The 17,184-nt window shown below is 34.7% G+C and carries 12 protein-coding genes and 1 tRNA gene; 6 read left to right on the forward strand and 7 right to left on the reverse strand.

Annotated elements, in window-relative coordinates; translation table 11 throughout:
* Positions 1-214 precede the first annotated feature (214 nt).
* Entirely contained in the window at positions 215-1,549 is a 1,335-nt protein-coding gene (gene clcA, locus HNS40_RS08090) for a H(+)/Cl(-) exchange transporter ClcA (RefSeq protein WP_172279526.1), read from the reverse strand.
* Between the two features lie 170 nt (positions 1,550-1,719).
* The gene (rfaD, locus tag HNS40_RS08095) at positions 1,720-2,685 is read right to left on the reverse strand and encodes an ADP-glyceromanno-heptose 6-epimerase (RefSeq protein WP_172279528.1); all 966 of its coding nucleotides are present in this window, start codon (positions 2,683-2,685) and stop codon (positions 1,720-1,722) included.
* Positions 2,686-2,901: 216 nt separating this feature from the next.
* On the opposite strand from rfaD, the gene mnmH reads away from it, so the two are divergent.
* The 4 genes from mnmH (at position 2,902) to HNS40_RS08115 (ending at position 11,141) form a co-directional block, all read left to right on the forward strand.
* Positions 2,902-3,933: a tRNA 2-selenouridine(34) synthase MnmH gene (mnmH, locus tag HNS40_RS08100; RefSeq protein ID WP_172279530.1), complete on the forward strand. Its 1,032-nt coding sequence runs from the start codon at positions 2,902-2,904 to the stop codon at positions 3,931-3,933.
* A 55-nt stretch (positions 3,934-3,988) separates the two neighbouring features.
* Positions 3,989-4,750: a 23S rRNA (guanosine(2251)-2'-O)-methyltransferase RlmB gene (gene rlmB / locus HNS40_RS08105; RefSeq protein ID WP_253916283.1), complete on the forward strand. Its 762-nt coding sequence runs from the start codon at positions 3,989-3,991 to the stop codon at positions 4,748-4,750.
* A 441-nt stretch (positions 4,751-5,191) separates the two neighbouring features.
* Complete coding sequence (locus HNS40_RS08110; protein ID WP_172279532.1) at positions 5,192-10,390, forward strand: amino acid permease; 5,199 nt, start codon at positions 5,192-5,194, stop codon at positions 10,388-10,390.
* A gap of 1 nt (position 10,391) precedes the next feature.
* Positions 10,392-11,141 (forward strand): mechanosensitive ion channel domain-containing protein, encoded by a 750-nt coding sequence (locus HNS40_RS08115; RefSeq protein WP_172279534.1) that lies wholly within the window; start codon positions 10,392-10,394, stop codon positions 11,139-11,141.
* A gap of 53 nt (positions 11,142-11,194) precedes the next feature.
* Here HNS40_RS08115 and HNS40_RS08120 read toward each other — a convergent pair whose 3' ends face one another.
* Genes HNS40_RS08120 through HNS40_RS08140 form a run of 5 tightly spaced genes read right to left on the reverse strand, consistent with a single transcriptional unit; the run spans position 11,195 to position 14,945 of the window.
* The gene (locus HNS40_RS08120; protein ID WP_172279536.1) at positions 11,195-11,911 is read right to left on the reverse strand and encodes a head GIN domain-containing protein; all 717 of its coding nucleotides are present in this window, start codon (positions 11,909-11,911) and stop codon (positions 11,195-11,197) included.
* A gap of 28 nt (positions 11,912-11,939) precedes the next feature.
* Positions 11,940-12,734, reverse strand: coding sequence for a head GIN domain-containing protein (locus tag HNS40_RS08125; RefSeq protein WP_172279538.1), 795 nt, complete (start codon positions 12,732-12,734; stop codon positions 11,940-11,942).
* A gap of 12 nt (positions 12,735-12,746) precedes the next feature.
* Positions 12,747-13,817 (reverse strand): DUF4097 family beta strand repeat-containing protein, encoded by a 1,071-nt coding sequence (locus tag HNS40_RS08130; protein WP_172279540.1) that lies wholly within the window; start codon positions 13,815-13,817, stop codon positions 12,747-12,749.
* A gap of 10 nt (positions 13,818-13,827) precedes the next feature.
* Positions 13,828-14,379: a hypothetical protein gene (locus HNS40_RS08135; RefSeq protein WP_172279542.1), complete on the reverse strand. Its 552-nt coding sequence runs from the start codon at positions 14,377-14,379 to the stop codon at positions 13,828-13,830.
* Positions 14,370-14,945 carry an RNA polymerase sigma factor gene (locus tag HNS40_RS08140; protein WP_172279544.1) on the reverse strand — a complete coding sequence of 192 codons (576 nt, stop codon included), beginning with the start codon at positions 14,943-14,945 and terminating at the stop codon, positions 14,370-14,372. The genes HNS40_RS08135 and HNS40_RS08140 overlap by 10 nt, the downstream gene beginning before the upstream one ends.
* Before the next feature lie 124 nt (positions 14,946-15,069).
* Between HNS40_RS08140 and HNS40_RS08145 the strand changes: the two genes are divergently transcribed.
* Positions 15,070-16,212 carry a saccharopine dehydrogenase family protein gene (locus tag HNS40_RS08145; RefSeq protein WP_172279546.1) on the forward strand — a complete coding sequence of 381 codons (1,143 nt, stop codon included), beginning with the start codon at positions 15,070-15,072 and terminating at the stop codon, positions 16,210-16,212.
* 209 nt (positions 16,213-16,421) lie between these two features.
* Positions 16,422-16,495 (forward strand) — tRNA-Met (locus tag HNS40_RS08150).
* Positions 16,496-17,184 lie beyond the last annotated feature (689 nt).

Raw genomic sequence — 17,184 nt, forward strand, 5'->3', positions numbered from 1 at the left:
GGTTTATTTACAAGAGGAGATAATATAGAATGTGGTTTATTAGCTGTGTTTAAGGGTATTTTGTGAAATTTAAATTGTTAATTTTATAACAATAATATTATGGAAAAATTAATTATTTTATTCAAATGAACAAACTGCTAAATATTAGTATTATGAGCTTCAAAATGGAGGGGATTTCTATATGAAATCATAGGTTTCTAAATGTTTTAAAGGTTTATTTTCCATGTTCAAGTTTAGATTTTGCTAAGGTTCGCTTTAAAAGTGTGGTGTAAATGGGCTGATTCCCCATGAGTGTGGTAAATACAGAAGCTGTCAGGGTAGTGATAATCAGAGGAAGGATTAGTTCATAATTCGAAGTCATTTCTATGGCAAGAACGAGACCTGTTAAAGGAGCCCTAACAGTTGACGAGAAAATGGCGGCCATTCCTGCAATAGCAAATACTCCAGGATGAGAGATTAAGTTGGGGAAATAGCCCTGCATGATCATTCCAAAGAGCATCCCGAAAATAACACCAAGGGTGAGTAGAGGGGCAAAAATACCACCTGGTACTCCCGAGCTATAACTGAAAATAGTTAATATCATCCTGATTAAGAAGAGGAAAAGTAAAAATGAAAGGGTAAAGGAGTGTTCTAATACCTTAGATATGGATTCATATCCTCCTCCAATCATTTCGGGAGATAATATACCAATAATAGCTATTATTAGTCCCACTATGATGGCGATAAAAATGTTGGGGACTTTTTTCAATGTTTTTTGAAAGAAGTCTAAACCCAGTATTAGAAATTTATTGAATAAGAATCCTATCAAACTAAAAAGTAATCCGAGTAGAACAAAAAGCCATAAACCATAAATATTGGGGCTGGTGAACACCATCATTTCTATACTAGGTTTAGAAGCTACTAATGCTCTCACCACAAAATCTGCTGCTCCAGCACCTATCATGATAGCAGCAACCGAATAAAAGTTGAATCTAAAGTGGCCATGCATTTCTTCAATAATAAAGATGATTCCAGAAAGAGGAGCATTAAAAGCACTGGCTAATCCAGCAGCAGCACCAGCTGATACTAAAGGATTATTATCTATCTCACTTGTCCCAACAGTATCCTTTACCATTTGCCCCATATTGGCTCCAATTTGAATGGTTGGGCCTTCACGCCCTAGCAATAATCCACTTCCTAAAGAGAAAAGCGAAGCAATGAACTTAATGGGCAAAACGCGCTTCCATCGCATGGGACGTATTTCATCTAAGGCACCTTCTATCTCGTGAACTCCACTTCCTGAAGCTTCTGGCGCATACTTTTTAACTAATAATAGAGCAATGCTAATACCGGTGATAGTAAATAAAATAGGCCACAACCAAGTCATCAACACACCATCCTCTACATTTTCAAATAGAGAGTCTCTAAACTGCTCTATATAACTCAAAAATATTCTGAAAGAAGCACCTACAAGTCCCACTAAAAGTCCAATGATTAAGGCATAAACCAAAAGCATGATGTTCTTAGATTTCTCGTGTTTAAAATGATGGTTTTTATATTTGATTTTCATCTTTCTTCTTATCTAATCGTGTATACTTTGGAGTAAAAATAGTTTTTTTTAAATGAAATGGGTCTGTTTTTTTTACTCAATAAAATATCATAAAACTAAAAAAGCGTAAACCAAGTGTTTTGTACATACCACCTAATTTACGCTAATATATTGATATATCTTCTACTGATTTAAAGATACTCTTCTTTCGATAAATAATTCACCACATAATCTTTAACGCCATCCTCTAATGAATAAAACTCTTCTGCATATCCAGCAGCTTTTAGTTTATCCATATTGGCTTCAGTAAAATATTGGTATTTATCTCTTATGTCTTTAGGGGTATCGATGAACTCAATATTGCTTTCTAATTCTAGCGCTGCAAAAGTAGCTTCAGCTAAATGATAAAAAGCTCTAGCTGTACCAGTTCCAAGATTATATAATCCGCTTTCTGGTTTGTTTTCCATTAAAAAGATAATCACCTTAATTAAATCTTTAACATAAACGAAATCGCGTAATTGCATTCCATCCTCATAACCTTCTTTATGGCTTTTGAATAGTTTTACTAAACCATTATCATTTATTTGATGGAAAGCATGGAAAATAACGGATGCCATTCTTGCTTTATGATATTCATTGGGACCATATACATTGAAAAATTTCAATCCTGCCCAAAATGGAGGTTGTTGTTCTTGTTGTAAAGCCCATTTGTCGAAGTCATTCTTAGAATCACCATAGGCATTTAAAGGTTTTAGCTTGTCAACGATATCGTGCCGATCTTCATAGCCATATTCTCCCAAACCATAAGTGGCAGCTGAGGAAGCGTATATTAAAGGAATGTCATTCTTAGCACAAAATTCCCAAACCATTTTGGTATAGTTTAGGTTGAGTTCATCAAAAATATCTTTATTAAACTCAGCAGTGTCGGTACGGGCACCAATATGAATAATGAAATCAATTTCATCGGAATAATTTCTCAGAAAATCGCTGAGGTACTCTCTTTCAACCTTGTCAATGTACTTTTTACCTATTAGATTATTCTTTTTTTCTTCCCGTGAAAAATCATCTACTAATATAAGCTCCTCAAACCCAGCTTTATTTAAACCTCCTGTAAGAGCACTACCAATAAAGCCTGCGGCACCTGTTACAACTATCATACTTTGAAAAATTTTGGCAAAGATAGACCAATTAGCCACAATGCAAATTATATATGGGTAGTAATCTTGAATATCGTGGTGTTTTTTTTGTGGATTCATAGAAATATTATCTTCAGTAATGGCTCAAGAATTAATAATGAGTAGTTTTGCAAATGAATAGCTTGAATAAATAATTTCTATTTGTTTGATGCGATAAACAGGAAGTAAAATCAATATATGCTCAATATCATTAGCCCAAAAGAATTTCTAGAGCTTTCAGAAACTATTCCCATTATAGATGTGAGATCTCCTGGAGAGTATGATATAGGTAGGATTCCAGGAGCTTTGAATATTCCTATTTTTAATAATGAAGAAAGAGCTAAAGTAGGTACTAGGTATAAGCAAGCCGGTAAAGATTTCGCTATTCAGTTAGGATTGGAATATGTGGGTCCAAAACTCGCTGACTTCTCCAAGCAAGCCAGAAAGTTGGCTAAAAACAATCAGCTGTTGGTGCATTGTTGGAGAGGAGGGATGCGCTCCCAAAATATGGCTTGGCTTTTTGAATTGATAGGATTAAAGGTTTTTATTTTAGCAAGGGGCTACAAAGGTTATCGAGCCTATATTCGAGAACAATTAGGCAATGATATTTCTATTAGAATACTCGGAGGATACACCGGAAGTGGTAAAACAGATATCCTGAAAGAACTGGAAAATCTTGGAGAGCAATTTGTAGACTTAGAAGGAATAGCCCATCATAAAGGTTCAGCATTTGGCTCTATTGGTGAATCGGAACAGCCTACAAATGAGCAGTTTGAGAATAACTTAGCTAAAGAGTGGCTAAAACTAGATACTACCAAACCTGTTTGGCTGGAAGATGAAAGTATTACCATGGGACAATGCGGTATTCCTTTTGCATTGTTCAAAAGAATGAGAGAAGCTAAAGTTTATCAGGTCGTTATTCCAAAGAAAGTGAGAGAGGAGCGCTTGGTGAAAGAATATGCCAATGGTGATAATGTGGCTTTGAAAAATGCTTTGGAGAGAATAGCCAGAAAGTTAGGTGGTTTGCGAGCGCAACAAGCTTTGGATGCCCTAGAGTCAGGGGATTTTATGACCGTTGCAGATATAAGTCTTCAATACTATGATAAAGCTTATGGTTTTGGTATTGCCAAAAGAGACGACAATAGCGTTCTGAATATTCCTATCGAAAAAGATGAGCCCGCTGCCACAGCAAAACTATTATTAGAAATACTTCGAAAAGAAGAAGAATAAAATACGCTTAATACTTTCAACAAATCCCTACCTTTGCAAATTCAATGATAAGAATATGATGAGAAAAAGTGAAGATAAAAATCAGATGGTATTTGGCATTAGAGCCATTATGGAAGCCATTGAAAGTGGGAAAGAAATAGAGAAATTGTTGATTCAGAATGGATTAAGAGGAGGCTTGTATCATGACTTCTTTCAGTTAATAAAGTATCACCATATCCCTTTTAATAGTGTTCCACAGCAGGGTTTAGATCGCATAACAAGAAAAAACCATCAGGGTGTTATCGCATATCTTTCACCAATCACTTATCAGAATATTGAAAACCTAATACCTATGCTTTATGAGGATGGGAAAAACCCATTTCTTTTAGTATTGGATAGAATTACCGATGTAAGAAACTTTGGAGCTATAGCTAGAACAGCTGAATGTAGTGGAGTAGATGCAATCATCATTCCTTCTAGAGGAGCAGCCACTGTTAATGAAGATGCCATTAAAACATCAGCAGGGGCATTGCATAAGATTCAAGTTTGTCGTGAGGATAACTTAAAGACTACATTAGAGTTTTTGAAAAATAGTGGAATTAAAATCTACGGAATTTCAGAGAAAGCTACAGAGTATTATTATGATGTTGATTTTACAGGCCCAGTCGCACTCATGCTAGGAAGTGAAGAAAATGGAATTTCAGAAGCCTATATGAAATACTTAGATGGTTTTATAAAGATACCTATGGTTGGTCAAATCGCCTCTCTTAATGTATCTGTTGCAGGTGGAATCACCATGTTTGAAGTCACCAAGCAACGTTTGAACGCCCCAGATTAATTCATTATTGTAAGTTAACTTATTTGATATCGTACAATATAGAGATTGTAAAACCATACTTGGATATAAATTTTCTTATATGCCAATTTTGAAGTTTCATAAGCTCAATATTTTTTATATGTCCCTTAAAAGTCTTATCTGGTTTTTCTAAATGCTATTTTTTGTTTAGTGTTTTTAAACAAGAAGATCTACAAACAGCAAATTTACCATTGTATTTTGTTCTTAATTGAAGAGACGAACAATATAAAATTCAAAATTTAACCTTATGGGTTACTAAATAATTACCTGTGAGTCAAACATGCTGATAACCAGGATGTAAAGCAGGACCTCCAATCTTTACTTAGACCATTATTATTCAAGAAGCTATTAAATCCAAGAACGTAACAATAAAGTCGTATTTTCGTATCCTATTAACATTCTATACAATAAATCTTAATATTTATGGCTCAAGCTAAGAAGTTTGGCACTTTTGGTGGCGTTTTTACGCCTTCTATTTTAACGATTTTAGGTGTAATCATGTACCTTCGTTTAGGTTATATCGTAGGCGAAGCAGGATTATATGCCGTGATCGGTCTCATTGTAATTGCCCATGTTATTTCTATATCAACTGGGCTTAGTCTTTCCTCCATTGCTACTGATAAAAAAATAAAAACCGGAGGAATCTATTATATGTTATCCCGAAGTTTGGGATTACCCATGGGGGGGAGTATTGGAGTGACTATCTTTTTAGGTACTGCCCTGAGTATTTCCTTATATATTGTAGGTTTTGTAGAGAACTTCCTGAGCATAGAAGTCATTAGCGATTTCCTAGCAATGACTGGGGAAGTCAATGATATTAGGTTAATAGGTACTGTGGTCATCATTCTTTTGGTGTTGATAGCTTATATCAGTACTTCAATTGCCATTAAAACGCAGTTTTTTATTCTTGGTGCCATTGCACTTTCTATTGTTTCTATTATTATCGGTGCATTAACTGGTGGAGAATATCAAGCCGCAGAACCAGCTCTAACAGCGAGTTCAAATTCTCCTGATTTAATTGTCCTATTTGCAATCTTCTTTCCTGCTGTAACTGGTTTTACCGCTGGTGTAGCCATGTCGGGAGATTTGAAATCACCCAAAGATTCCATTCCTAAAGGAACGCTATATGCCATTGGTTTAGGATTAGTAGTTTATATTGGTTTAGCTCTATTATTCGCCTTTTTTGTAGATAGAGAACTATTATTAACAGATACCAATTTCTTATTAAAGATAGCATGGTTTTCACCTTTCGTGATTGCAGGTATTTGGGGCGCAACATTATCATCTGCATTAGGTGGTATTTTAGGAGGCCCTAGAATTTTACAAGCCATGTCTCAAGATAAAGTGACTCCTTCATTTTTTGGTCAAGGAGTGGGGAAAAATAATGAACCTCGTAGAGCTTTAATCGCTACTTTCATTTTAGCAGAATTAGGAATCTTAATTGGAGAGTTAGATGTTATTGCTGGAATTGTTTCCATGTTTTATATAGCAGCATATGGTTTTATCAATTTGGCTTATGTGCTCGAAAGGTGGTCGAATAGTGACTTTAGACCCAGCCTAAAAATTTCTATTTGGATTGGTGTGATAGGCTTTGTAGCCAGTATGTTTGTGATGATCAACCTCGATATGCTAGGGATGTTAGTGGCCTTTGGTATTATGTTTGGTATTTATTTCTTCCTGAAGAGGAGAGAAGTGCAAGGAAATATGACTGATGTTTGGCAGAGTGTTTGGACGAGTATCATCAGAACAAGTTTACACAGAATCAATCAGAAACCATTAAAAGAATCCAATTGGCAACCCAATATTATCCTATTTAGTGGTGGAGGAAATGCGCGCCCACATTTATTAGAAATGGGAGTGAATATGGTGGGGAAACAAGGGTTTTTGTCCAACTTCGATTTGCACCTGAGCCAAGATTCTGAATTCCTATTTTCCAAATCAAAGCAAAAAATATCTTCTGAAATTGAGGAGCAATATACTGGCGTTTTTACTCGTCGACAGTCGGTGAGTAATATTTATGAAGGTATAGAAATGATAGCCCAAACCTATGGATTCTCTGGTGTGGAACCCAATACTGTTATGATGGGCTGGGCGCGTGAAAGTAACGATCCTCTTGATTTTTCACGATTGGTTTCTCGACTTTCATCATTAGATATGAATGTAGTTTTATTGGATTATGATAAGAAAAGGGGATGGGGAAAACAACAAAGTATAGATATTTGGTGGCGTGGAGGAGGGCATAATGGAAATCTCGCACTGTCGCTTGCGAAATTTATCACCCTAAGTGAAGATTGGGCCAATGCAAAAATTAGATTACTCATTGTAAATCAGAATAATGATGTTTCTAATTCTATTCATGAGAATGCGCAGCATGTGCTAGATAATCTTCGTATTAGTGCGGACTTAATGATTATTAATAATGAGATAGAACAACGTAGTTTCTACGATATTATTCAGGTAGAATCAGTAGATACCGATCTTACTTTCCTTGGTTTTACTCCAATTATTAAGGGGGAAGAAGCTAAGTTTGTAGAAAAAATAAACATTTTGTGTCGTAATATCGGAACAGTTGCTATTATTAATGCAAGTTCTGAATTTAAAAGTTTGAGTTTAGGGGAGTTAAAACCACTTCCTGTATTTGATAAATCGCTCACCAAAAAAATGAGTGAACAAAAACCATTGACCGCACTTTTAGATATTATTCAAGAGGAAAAATTCAAACCAGCATTGAATAAATTAGCCATAGATATAGAGCATGTTTATGCTGCCTTTATGAGTGAAATGATGATGCCATTGCTTGATAATCAGATTAAATGGTTAGAATATATCCTTAGTTCTGGAGAAAAAAGTTATGATAATTTAATCAGTAGGGCGAGTAGCAATAGAGTAACAGCTTTTAGAAAGACCATAGAGGTACAGCATGGTATTTTTATGCGCGGGCAATTGCAATATGCAGAAAAATCAGTTTCACAAACATTAGATAAACTCCTCGATGAAAAATTTGAGTTGGTGATGGAAACCTTAAATCGTTTTGGCAAAAGTATTTCTAATTATCCTTACCGAATTAAAACTCATATCACTCGAGAACAATTAAAGGAAGCAGAAAAAGTAAATGCAAGAATGCGAAGAAAAGCAGCGTGGTTTTCTCCTATATTTCGTTTAAGTTCTTCTATATCGTATTATGTTCACTTTAGAGAACAGATGCTGATGATTTTCCCAAAATCGGTTTATAAAAGTTTAGAAAATACAGTGAACCACTTGAATCGCGATTCTTTCCGTTTTGAGAATGAGGTTTTTAAAACTTTGCAAAATATTTCAGGAATATTTGAAAATACGATGGATTTGGCTCTAGATAGCATTCCAAGTGAAGAAGAATTATTAAAACAGAAAGAACAGATTTCTTTATTGATGAAGCAACTCATTGATGTGAGAAAGACTGATATGGAAGCTGTTTCTAAGGGTTTTAAAATTGGTTTTAGCGAAAGTTTGGAAGACTTTATCTTTAAACTGAACCATCCACTGAGTAATTCCTATATCGATTATAATTCTGATCAATATATTATAGCTAAGAAATCCAAAAAGTCTTTTGTCTCTAGTATTAATATTTGGAGAAATAATCAGAATTTAATGGATAATCTCAATCAGTTGAATTCTTATTTGTTGAGATTTAGATTTAGCTCTCAGAATGTACTGAACGATTTGAATGAGAGATTAAGTAAGAGCATAGATGAATCAATTTCACATCCTTTAAGAGTATTTATTGAAGTCTTAAAAGTGGCTCAAGGTAAAGATATTGAAGAGCAAAAATCATTTATCAATACCAGATTAAAAAGCTCTAGTTCTAATCTAGATATACAATTGCAACAGAGCTTTATTGATCAGTATAATAGTAGTTTGAAGAAGATCAAATCTTCCATTAATGATTTCCCAGACTTATTAAGTATTTATGCTGACACTTATGATCATGCTGAGCAGGATTCAGAAATTCATGTATATCAGGAAATAGAAGTATCCATCAAAAGAACCCTTGACTATATGGTGGAGAAGGAAATGATGGAAGTGAGAGAGTTACTGATCAACCTAGGTCAGGAATTGAATGCCATAAATTCTCAATTTGCCGAAATGCAGCAGATGGTTTTAATACCTTCTAGTGATAAAGAAAAGAATTCGGAGGAATTTAAAAAGGTAATCAATAGTAGTTTAGAATTTGATGAGCAATTGAGTTTGGCTTTTGAAAAGGCGAATGGTTTATTACTCAATATTGCTGAGAAACAAGAATATTTAAAAAGCGTTCTGCTTAAAAAAAGTGGTGGTTTAAAAGCAAACCTAGAGCTTTATCCATTTATTAGAAGTATACAAGACTTAAAGAATTATATCAAAACGGAAACCACAAAACGTTGGTTTGGTCAGGTTACAAAAAGGTATAAATCAGTCCATATTACGCTTACTAATCAGCTGAATAAACTCTGGTATAATCAGAGCTCTGGATTACTATTGGCTCAAAAGCTGAGTAAATCTTTATTAGAACAAGAAACCAGAGTGGAAACCTTATTGGCTTTTAAAGAGGAGGTGAGTCCATTGGGCAGAGTGCTCAAGAGGATGCCAGACTATTATAAACAGCTTTTCCTAAGAAAACAGTTCTACTTGAACGAATTCTGGGTTGGACGAGAAGAGGAGCAGAAAAGTTTCTTATCCACCTATGAACAATGGAATTCTGGCTTTGGTGGAGGTATTATGATATTGGGTGAAAGAAACTCAGGTAAGTCTTTTTTTTCCAATTATATCATTCAGAAACTAGAAGTAAAAGGGGAGGTTTTCTATATCAATCCTCCTTATACAGGTTCTGTATCGGTTTCAGAATTACTTAAAAATTTCCAAAATGCTACAGAAAACAATGGTAGTATTGCTAAAATATTTAATGATATTCCTACTAAGTCTATCTTCTTTTTTGATGATTTGGAATTGTGGTGGGAGAAAAGCTCTGGTGGAATGAAAGTGATAGAGCAATTGATGAATATCATTAACAGATACGGAAACCAACATCTATTTGTGGTGATGGGGAATATTCATAGTTTTAGGTTGATGAATAGGTATAAAAAAATAGAAAGCAATTTCTTGAAGCTGATAGAATTGCGACCTTTTAATGCTCGTCAACTGAAAGAAGTGGTGATGAAACGTCACAGCACTTCATCATTGAGCTTCAATATCAATAATATACCTGAAGCTCGTTATCGTTCATGGAATTATGCCCGCTTATTTAGTCGCTTGTTTAATTATTCTGAAGGTAATCCAGGAGTAACTTTACAAGCTTGGATTAAGTCGGCAACTGATGTGGATAAATCGGTTGTTTCAATTGCAAAACCTAAATTGCCTGATACCGCTCCTTTAAGGTTTCTAGAAACAGAATGGATGATTTTTATCCTTCATTTCATATTACATAAGCGAATGAATTTATCCAAATTAGTTAGGGTGAGTCAGGAAACTAGGGTAGATGTGATTAAGAAAGTTAGGGTTTTGAAACGCGCTGGGATTTTAGTGGAAATTGGAGATGATATTTTGGATATCGATCCTTACGTATTACCATTCTTACGAAAAGCATTAGTAAAAAGAGAACTATTATAATATGGAAACTTGGGACTTGAAATTTTCAAATATTGAAATCATCGGATTGGCTCTGATAGCTTTCATTTTGTTTATCATTTTGAAGGTGATTGCTAAGGCTTTCCCTTATTTGATTAAGCAACCAGAAAGAAAAAAAGCTTTTCTGCGTTACTTCACCATTTCCGAAATTCTATTTTGGATACTCTATACCATCTTTGTCATTAGGGAATTAAGTGATTCTAATCAGATATATTCATTCGGACTATTTATATTATTAATGGTAGCTGGGTTTTGGTTACTTTGGTATTATATGAAGAATTATATCAGCGGAGGAGTTTTTAAGCTGAACTCTAATTTTGAGATTAACGATTCTGTTCAAATCAACGAATATCAAGGTAAAATAGTAGGATTGGGAAAGCATAGCCTAGAGCTGGAGTCTGATAATGGAGAGATGATCTATATTCCATATACCAAACTCGCTGATGCCATTATTATCAAACTACACCCAGGTGAAATGGTTCTCAGTCATAGCTTTACTTTGAGCACGGCTAATGATAAAAAGTCTGTGGATAAAGAAGAAGAGATAAGGTTTGAGATATTGAGTTTACCATATTCATCTTTAAAAAAGTCACCTGTTATCAACCTCATTCATGAAGATGCAGAGCATTTTGTATTTGAGTTGGTGGTGTATACCTTGGAGAAAGAGTATTTCTTTAAGATGGAGCAAGAGATACGTAGGAAATTTGATGTTAGTTTGTCATCACAACAATAAAAAAAGCGGCATTTCAGTTGAAATGTCGCCTCCTAAAATCAAAATAATATTCTTTATCCTTTTCTAACTGAAGAAGCTCCAGAAACATCATGGATGCTAATGCTTGGATTTCCTTTATATTTAACAGAGGATGCTCCACTTGCGCTGATAGAAAGGTTTTCTAAAACTAATACTCTAACTACTGCAGCACCACTGGCTTCTAATTCTAAATCTTGAATTTCTAATCCGTAAGCTCTTACCACTGAAGCTCCACTTAAATCTAGTTCGGCAGAATTAATGCTACCTTCTAGTTCCACTTTACTTGCTCCACTAAAATCAGCTTCTAAGCTTTCCACTTTTAATTTTAAAGTCACCTCTGACGCTCCACTAAAGTCTAATTCTAAATTACTGGCCTCTAAAATATCTGAAGAATATAATTCTGCAGCACCGCTAATATCAAGCTCATCTATATTTTTATAATAGATAGTTAGTTTTAATGTTGTTGGATTGTTTAAATCCTCTGTGTTTTCAATATCTAATTCACCAGCACTTACTCTAGTTTTAATATGAGGCATGATATTGTCATCAGCTTCAATAACAATTTTTTCTTCATTAGACTTCACCAATTCGATTTCAAAAGCTCCTCCAACGTCGATAGAACTAAAGCTACTTAGTGTTCTGGTTTCTTTAATCACATTGCCACTGCCTTTTATACGTTTTGCAGGGCCACTATAGGCCAATATTGAGATGGCTATAAATGCTATCGATAGTAATAATGATTTTGTTTTCATGGTATATGTTTTTTTAGTTTTCTATTAATTATAAAGACCTTATTTCACCACTTCCTGTGGCCGAAAAATTATTGATTTCTGGTCTGCCTTTAATGTTTAAGTCGCCACTTCCAGAAAGTCGAGCATCTAAAGTATCGGTGATAAAAACATCAGACTCCCCAGAACTTGTCTTTCTCACTTTAGCCGTTTTTACTTCAAAGCTTCTGCCGTCAAAGTCACCTGAGCCATTTTGAGATAAATCCATCATAGCAGCAGTTCCATTCACTTCATTATCGCCTGACCCATTCATTTTAAAGCTAGCTTCACCTAGGTGTAGAGATTCACCTTCGAAATCTCCAGAACCCATTTGTATAACACTTAAAGAGCCATTTACTCCACTGATTTCTACATCACCACTTCCATGCATGCTAATTTCTAGGTTTTTTACATTAAAGTCTCCTTCAAAATCACCAGAACCATGCATGTCGAGAACTAAATCTGTAGCAGAGAATACTCCGTTTATATAAAAATCGGCACTACCAGAATTGGAAATCTCTTTTAAGTCTTTAACGGTGACTTCTATTCTTAACTCTTCGTTTCTATAAGATAATGAACCTTTGATATCGATGATTAAAGTATTGGCTACCACTTTAGTTTGTATTTTCTGCATGTATTTCTCTGGAGAAATAACCACTACTTTTTGTACGTCTCCTTGTGTGATGGTAACATCGAGCGAGCAATTGTTTTCAATGGCATTAAAGCTATTAACTGTTCTTTCTTCTTCGTTGGCGAATAATCCGATACCGAAAGTCACCAAAGCTATTAATAAGATTGATTTTTTCATGATTTTATGTTTTTAGTCGATTTTAATATTTGCTGTAGCATTTTCCATACTGAGGATGAGCTTAGGGCTTTGTCCTTTTGCATTTCCAAAGTAACCTTCTATATCTAGTTCCATCATTTCTTTTTCAAGATAAGTGATTTTGGCAAGGTCTTTAGGATAGTTGATGCCACCCATTTCTGAGGAGGCTTTGAATGCAAAGTTTGCTGGTGATTTGAAGAATAAATCTACTCCGGTAAATTCAGAGCTGATATTTATCATATCAAAATCAGAAGCGATATCTCTAATTTTAATATTTCCATAATCGATGTCTAATTCAATATGTTTTTTTAGCTCATCTATTCTGATACTACTAAACTCAGATTCAGCAAATACAACACTTGCTTCTCCAAAATAATTTTTATCGTAGGCAGTTTCTAAATCTAATTGACTCACCGTTTGAATCTCATTAGAAGAGAATTCACTATCCAATTTAATGACTGCAGCTACTTGAGCAGTAAATCCACCATAGGCCACCTTTACTTTGCCCGACTGGAACCTCTTCACATTTATCTGACCAAATTCGGCTTGTATGTCTAGCTGTTCGCTGGTTAGATTATTGGCTTCAAAATTTCCATAAGAAACATCTACATTTACTTGTCCATCAATATTCTCGAAAAAGTTACTTCCAAATTCATTGTCGAGCTCAAGCATAATATGGGCGGGATAATAAATAAGAACATCAATATCTATGCTATTATTATTCTTATTGCTGAAATATCCGCTTCCTAAACCTGTTTTTAATTCAACAAGGCTGGAGTTTCCGCTCATCTCTACAATGATTCTTTCAAATTTGTCATCGGCTTTACTTTGGTTTTTAGCATCCACTGTAACGGTAACTTCGATGCTAATGATATCTTTATCCCAGTTATAGGCTTTTACTTCGGTGAATTCACAATTCAAAGAGAGTTTAGCTCCTTTATCGATATTGAATTCTTTTTTTGTCGGTTTGCTAAAATCGCCTTTTGCCATTAAAGAGACAGGAAGGAGGAATAAGACAAGCATGAGTATGCTTAGGGTGCTGAGTATTGTGGTTTTTGTTTTCATGGTTGCTGATTTATTGTGTTAAGATATTATTGTTCTGTTTACAAATTTGGTTGTGCATTTGATTCACCAAATCGTTTTTTGCTTTAAGGTTTTGAATATATGCTAGTTCTAGTTTTTTATTTCCAGAGGCCTCTTTAAGTTTGTCTTCTAGTTTTTCAACATTAAAAGCGAGCTTACCCAATTGGGTTTCGGTGGAGGCAATCAGTTTTTTCGTTCCTTCACTTTGGTCGGCACATTGAATGATTTCATTTAGCTTTTTCTTACTCTCCTGAGTATAATAGGATTTGATTTCTGTAAGTTCTAATGAAAGACCCATTTCTTGCCTTTTCTGACTTTCGGTGGGTTGTTGAGTGATAAACCATCCAATACTAATCAAAAGGCTAAGGCTTGCTGCAATACCAATCCACCAAGCTCTTTGGTCTTTATTGATATAGCTCATTCTTTTTTTCTCTTCTTGTTCTTGGAGTTTGAAGAAGAATTTATCCATATGTTCCATGGAAGGTTCTTTTTCAAAATACTCTTTATTATCTTTTATTAGATTCTCAAATTTTTCTATGCCCATTTGAAACTCCTTTCTTTTTGTATGAGATTGACCTCATCTATTAATTTTTTTCTTGCTCTTGAATACCTGGTCCTAGATAGATTATAGGAAATTCCTAAAATCTCACTAATTTCTTCATGATCGTATCCTTCAAAAAGGAAAAGTGAAATGATGACTCTGTATTCTTCTTTAATTTTACCTAAAGCTTCTTTCACATCTTTAATCTTCACATGATCTATAGAAACTATGGTAGGTTCTTCAACAACTACTTCTAAATGCTCATTAAACTCTGTTTCAAGTTTGTTTTTATTTAAAGCATCTAAAGAATTATTCACTACTATTCTTTTTAACCATCCTCCGAAACTGCCTTCTTCTGTGTATTGGCTTATCTTTTGAAAAGCACTAATAAACGAGTCTTGCATGATGTCCTCAGCATCTGTTTTATTACCAATAATTCTAAGACTGGTATTAAACATGGCCTTATAATAGAGTTTGTAGATTTGCATTTGGGATTTTTGATGTCCCTTTCTGCATTTCTGAATCAACTCGTGATGTACATCTTTATATGTGGATTTTCTTTTCAACATTCAATTATATGACCTTTTGCTTATTCTAATGTTACAGTTTTTTGAAAAAAATCGTAAATTCACATCATATTAGTGAATATGAACTTATTGGTGGTTTAAAAACTTCCATAAAAATACAAATAAGATGGCGAAAAAAGTAGTGGTTTTAGGTGGTGGCTTAGTTGGAACACCCATGGCATTGGATTTAAATAAAAATATTGATTGGAATGTGGTATTGGCAGATAGAAGTGTCGAGCAATTAAGCAGAGCCAAAGCAGAAGGTATTGATTGTATTGCATGTGATTTAATGGAGGAGGGTGCTATTGAGAATTTGGTGCAATCAGCCGACTTCGTTATCAATGCATTGCCAGGTGAAATAGGTTATCAGAGTTTAAAAAGAGTCATACAAGCCGGAAAGAGTGGGGTAGATATTGCTTTCTATCCAGAGGATTTTGAAGAGCTCGACCAATTAGCCAAAGAAAAAGGTGTCACTTGGTTAGTAGATATGGGGGTGGCACCAGGAATGAGTCATTTATTATCGGCCTATGGTGCTACTTTATTAGACGATGCGCAAGATATTAAAATATATGTGGGAGGCTTACCCAAGGATAAATCTACTTTCTGGCAATATAAAGCACCTTTCTCACCCAGCGATGTGATAGAGGAGTATACGCGTCCGGCTCGATTTGTAAGGGATGGAAATGAGGTAGTGATGCCAGCTTTAACAGAAACCGAGGTTTTAGAATTTCCGGTAGTGGGACAATTAGAAGCATTTAATAGCGATGGCTTACGCTCATTAATTAAAAGCTTAGATGTTCCCAATATGATAGAAAAGACCCTTCGTTACCCTGGCTATATAAATAAGGTGATGGTGCTTAAAGAAAGTGGTTTCCTTTCTGATGAAATGGTTATGGTAAATGGAAAGGAAATAAAAGCCATAGATTTTACAAGCTCCGTATTATTTGAGCAATGGAAATTAAAACCGCAGGAGCGAGAATTTACTGTGATGCAAATTATTATAAGTGGATTAGAAGGAGGGAAGCAAAAGAAAATTTTCTATGATTTATACGATGCCTACGACCCAGAAACTAATATTCACAGTATGGCAAGAACAACAGGTTATACTGCAACCGTGGTTTTGGGCCTCCTCAAAGAAGGTTTATTTGGCAATCCTGGGGTTCATCCACCAGAAACTTTGGCCAATTATCCTGATTTGGTACATGAAATACTAAAAGGATTAAAAGAAAGAGGTGTGGTTTATAAAAAAAGTGAAACTTATCAAAAATAAGTTTTAAGGATATTGCTCTTCTGTCTGACAACTGCAAAGCCTATTAGTAATTGAATATCAATGAGATTTGAAATCTGATTTATGATAGGAAAGCGTCCATGATTTCACAAAGGTTTTAATTTTCTAGAGGGAATGAAAATCTTTACAAAAAAAATGCAGGAAAGTATTTGTGGTGTAGGAATAATTTCTATTTTTGCAGTCTTCAAAACGGCGAGGTAGCTCAGTTGGTTAGAGCGTCGGATTCATAACCCGGAGGTCTCGAGTTCAATTCTCGATCTCGCTACTAGAAATAAAGCCTATAACAATCCTGTTAGAGGCTTTTTTTATGCCATGAAAATTTTTTTACGGTTGAGTTATTCTATTTATTATAGACTATTATTGATGAACAAATGGCCCCCATGTTTTGGGGTCAAGTCAAAATTCTGGGGGAATTGATTTTGTATTCATCAATAATTATCACAGTTTAGACTGTTTGTTCTGCATTTGTGTTGATGTTTTGAAAGACAAATCTAATGTGTCTTCATACTTTTTTGTGGAAAAAAGTAAGCAAAAATCCATCCCAAACAATTGCCTACCCTCCTCTTCCAGAATATTGATTTAGCAAGCAAAGTTGAAAATAATGACCTTTGAATTGTAGATGTTTTCCAGATTTTAAAGCCTTATTTTTACACCTTGCTTCTCTTATGTCATTATTTAAATGCTAAAGCCCTTTGCTGTTAAATCTAATATTCTGAAATTCACCTCTAAAGCCGCTTTCTGTTTGGGAGAGGCCTTCCCGCTGTCTCCGAAATAAGATAAATAGTATATATAATAATTTGTGTATCAGATAATAACCAAACTCATACAAGCACACCTGATGCTATGCAAAGTTTATAAAGACTTCCGCAGGAATGTCTAAGCCGCCTTATATCAAAGTCGTTAAGCGGAGCAAATGGCTTGAAGGAATAAAAAACAATACTATTTGACGCTCGT

The organism is Lentimicrobium sp. S6 (genome assembly GCF_013166635.1).
GTDB lineage: Bacteria > Bacteroidota > Bacteroidia > Bacteroidales > UBA12170 > UBA12170.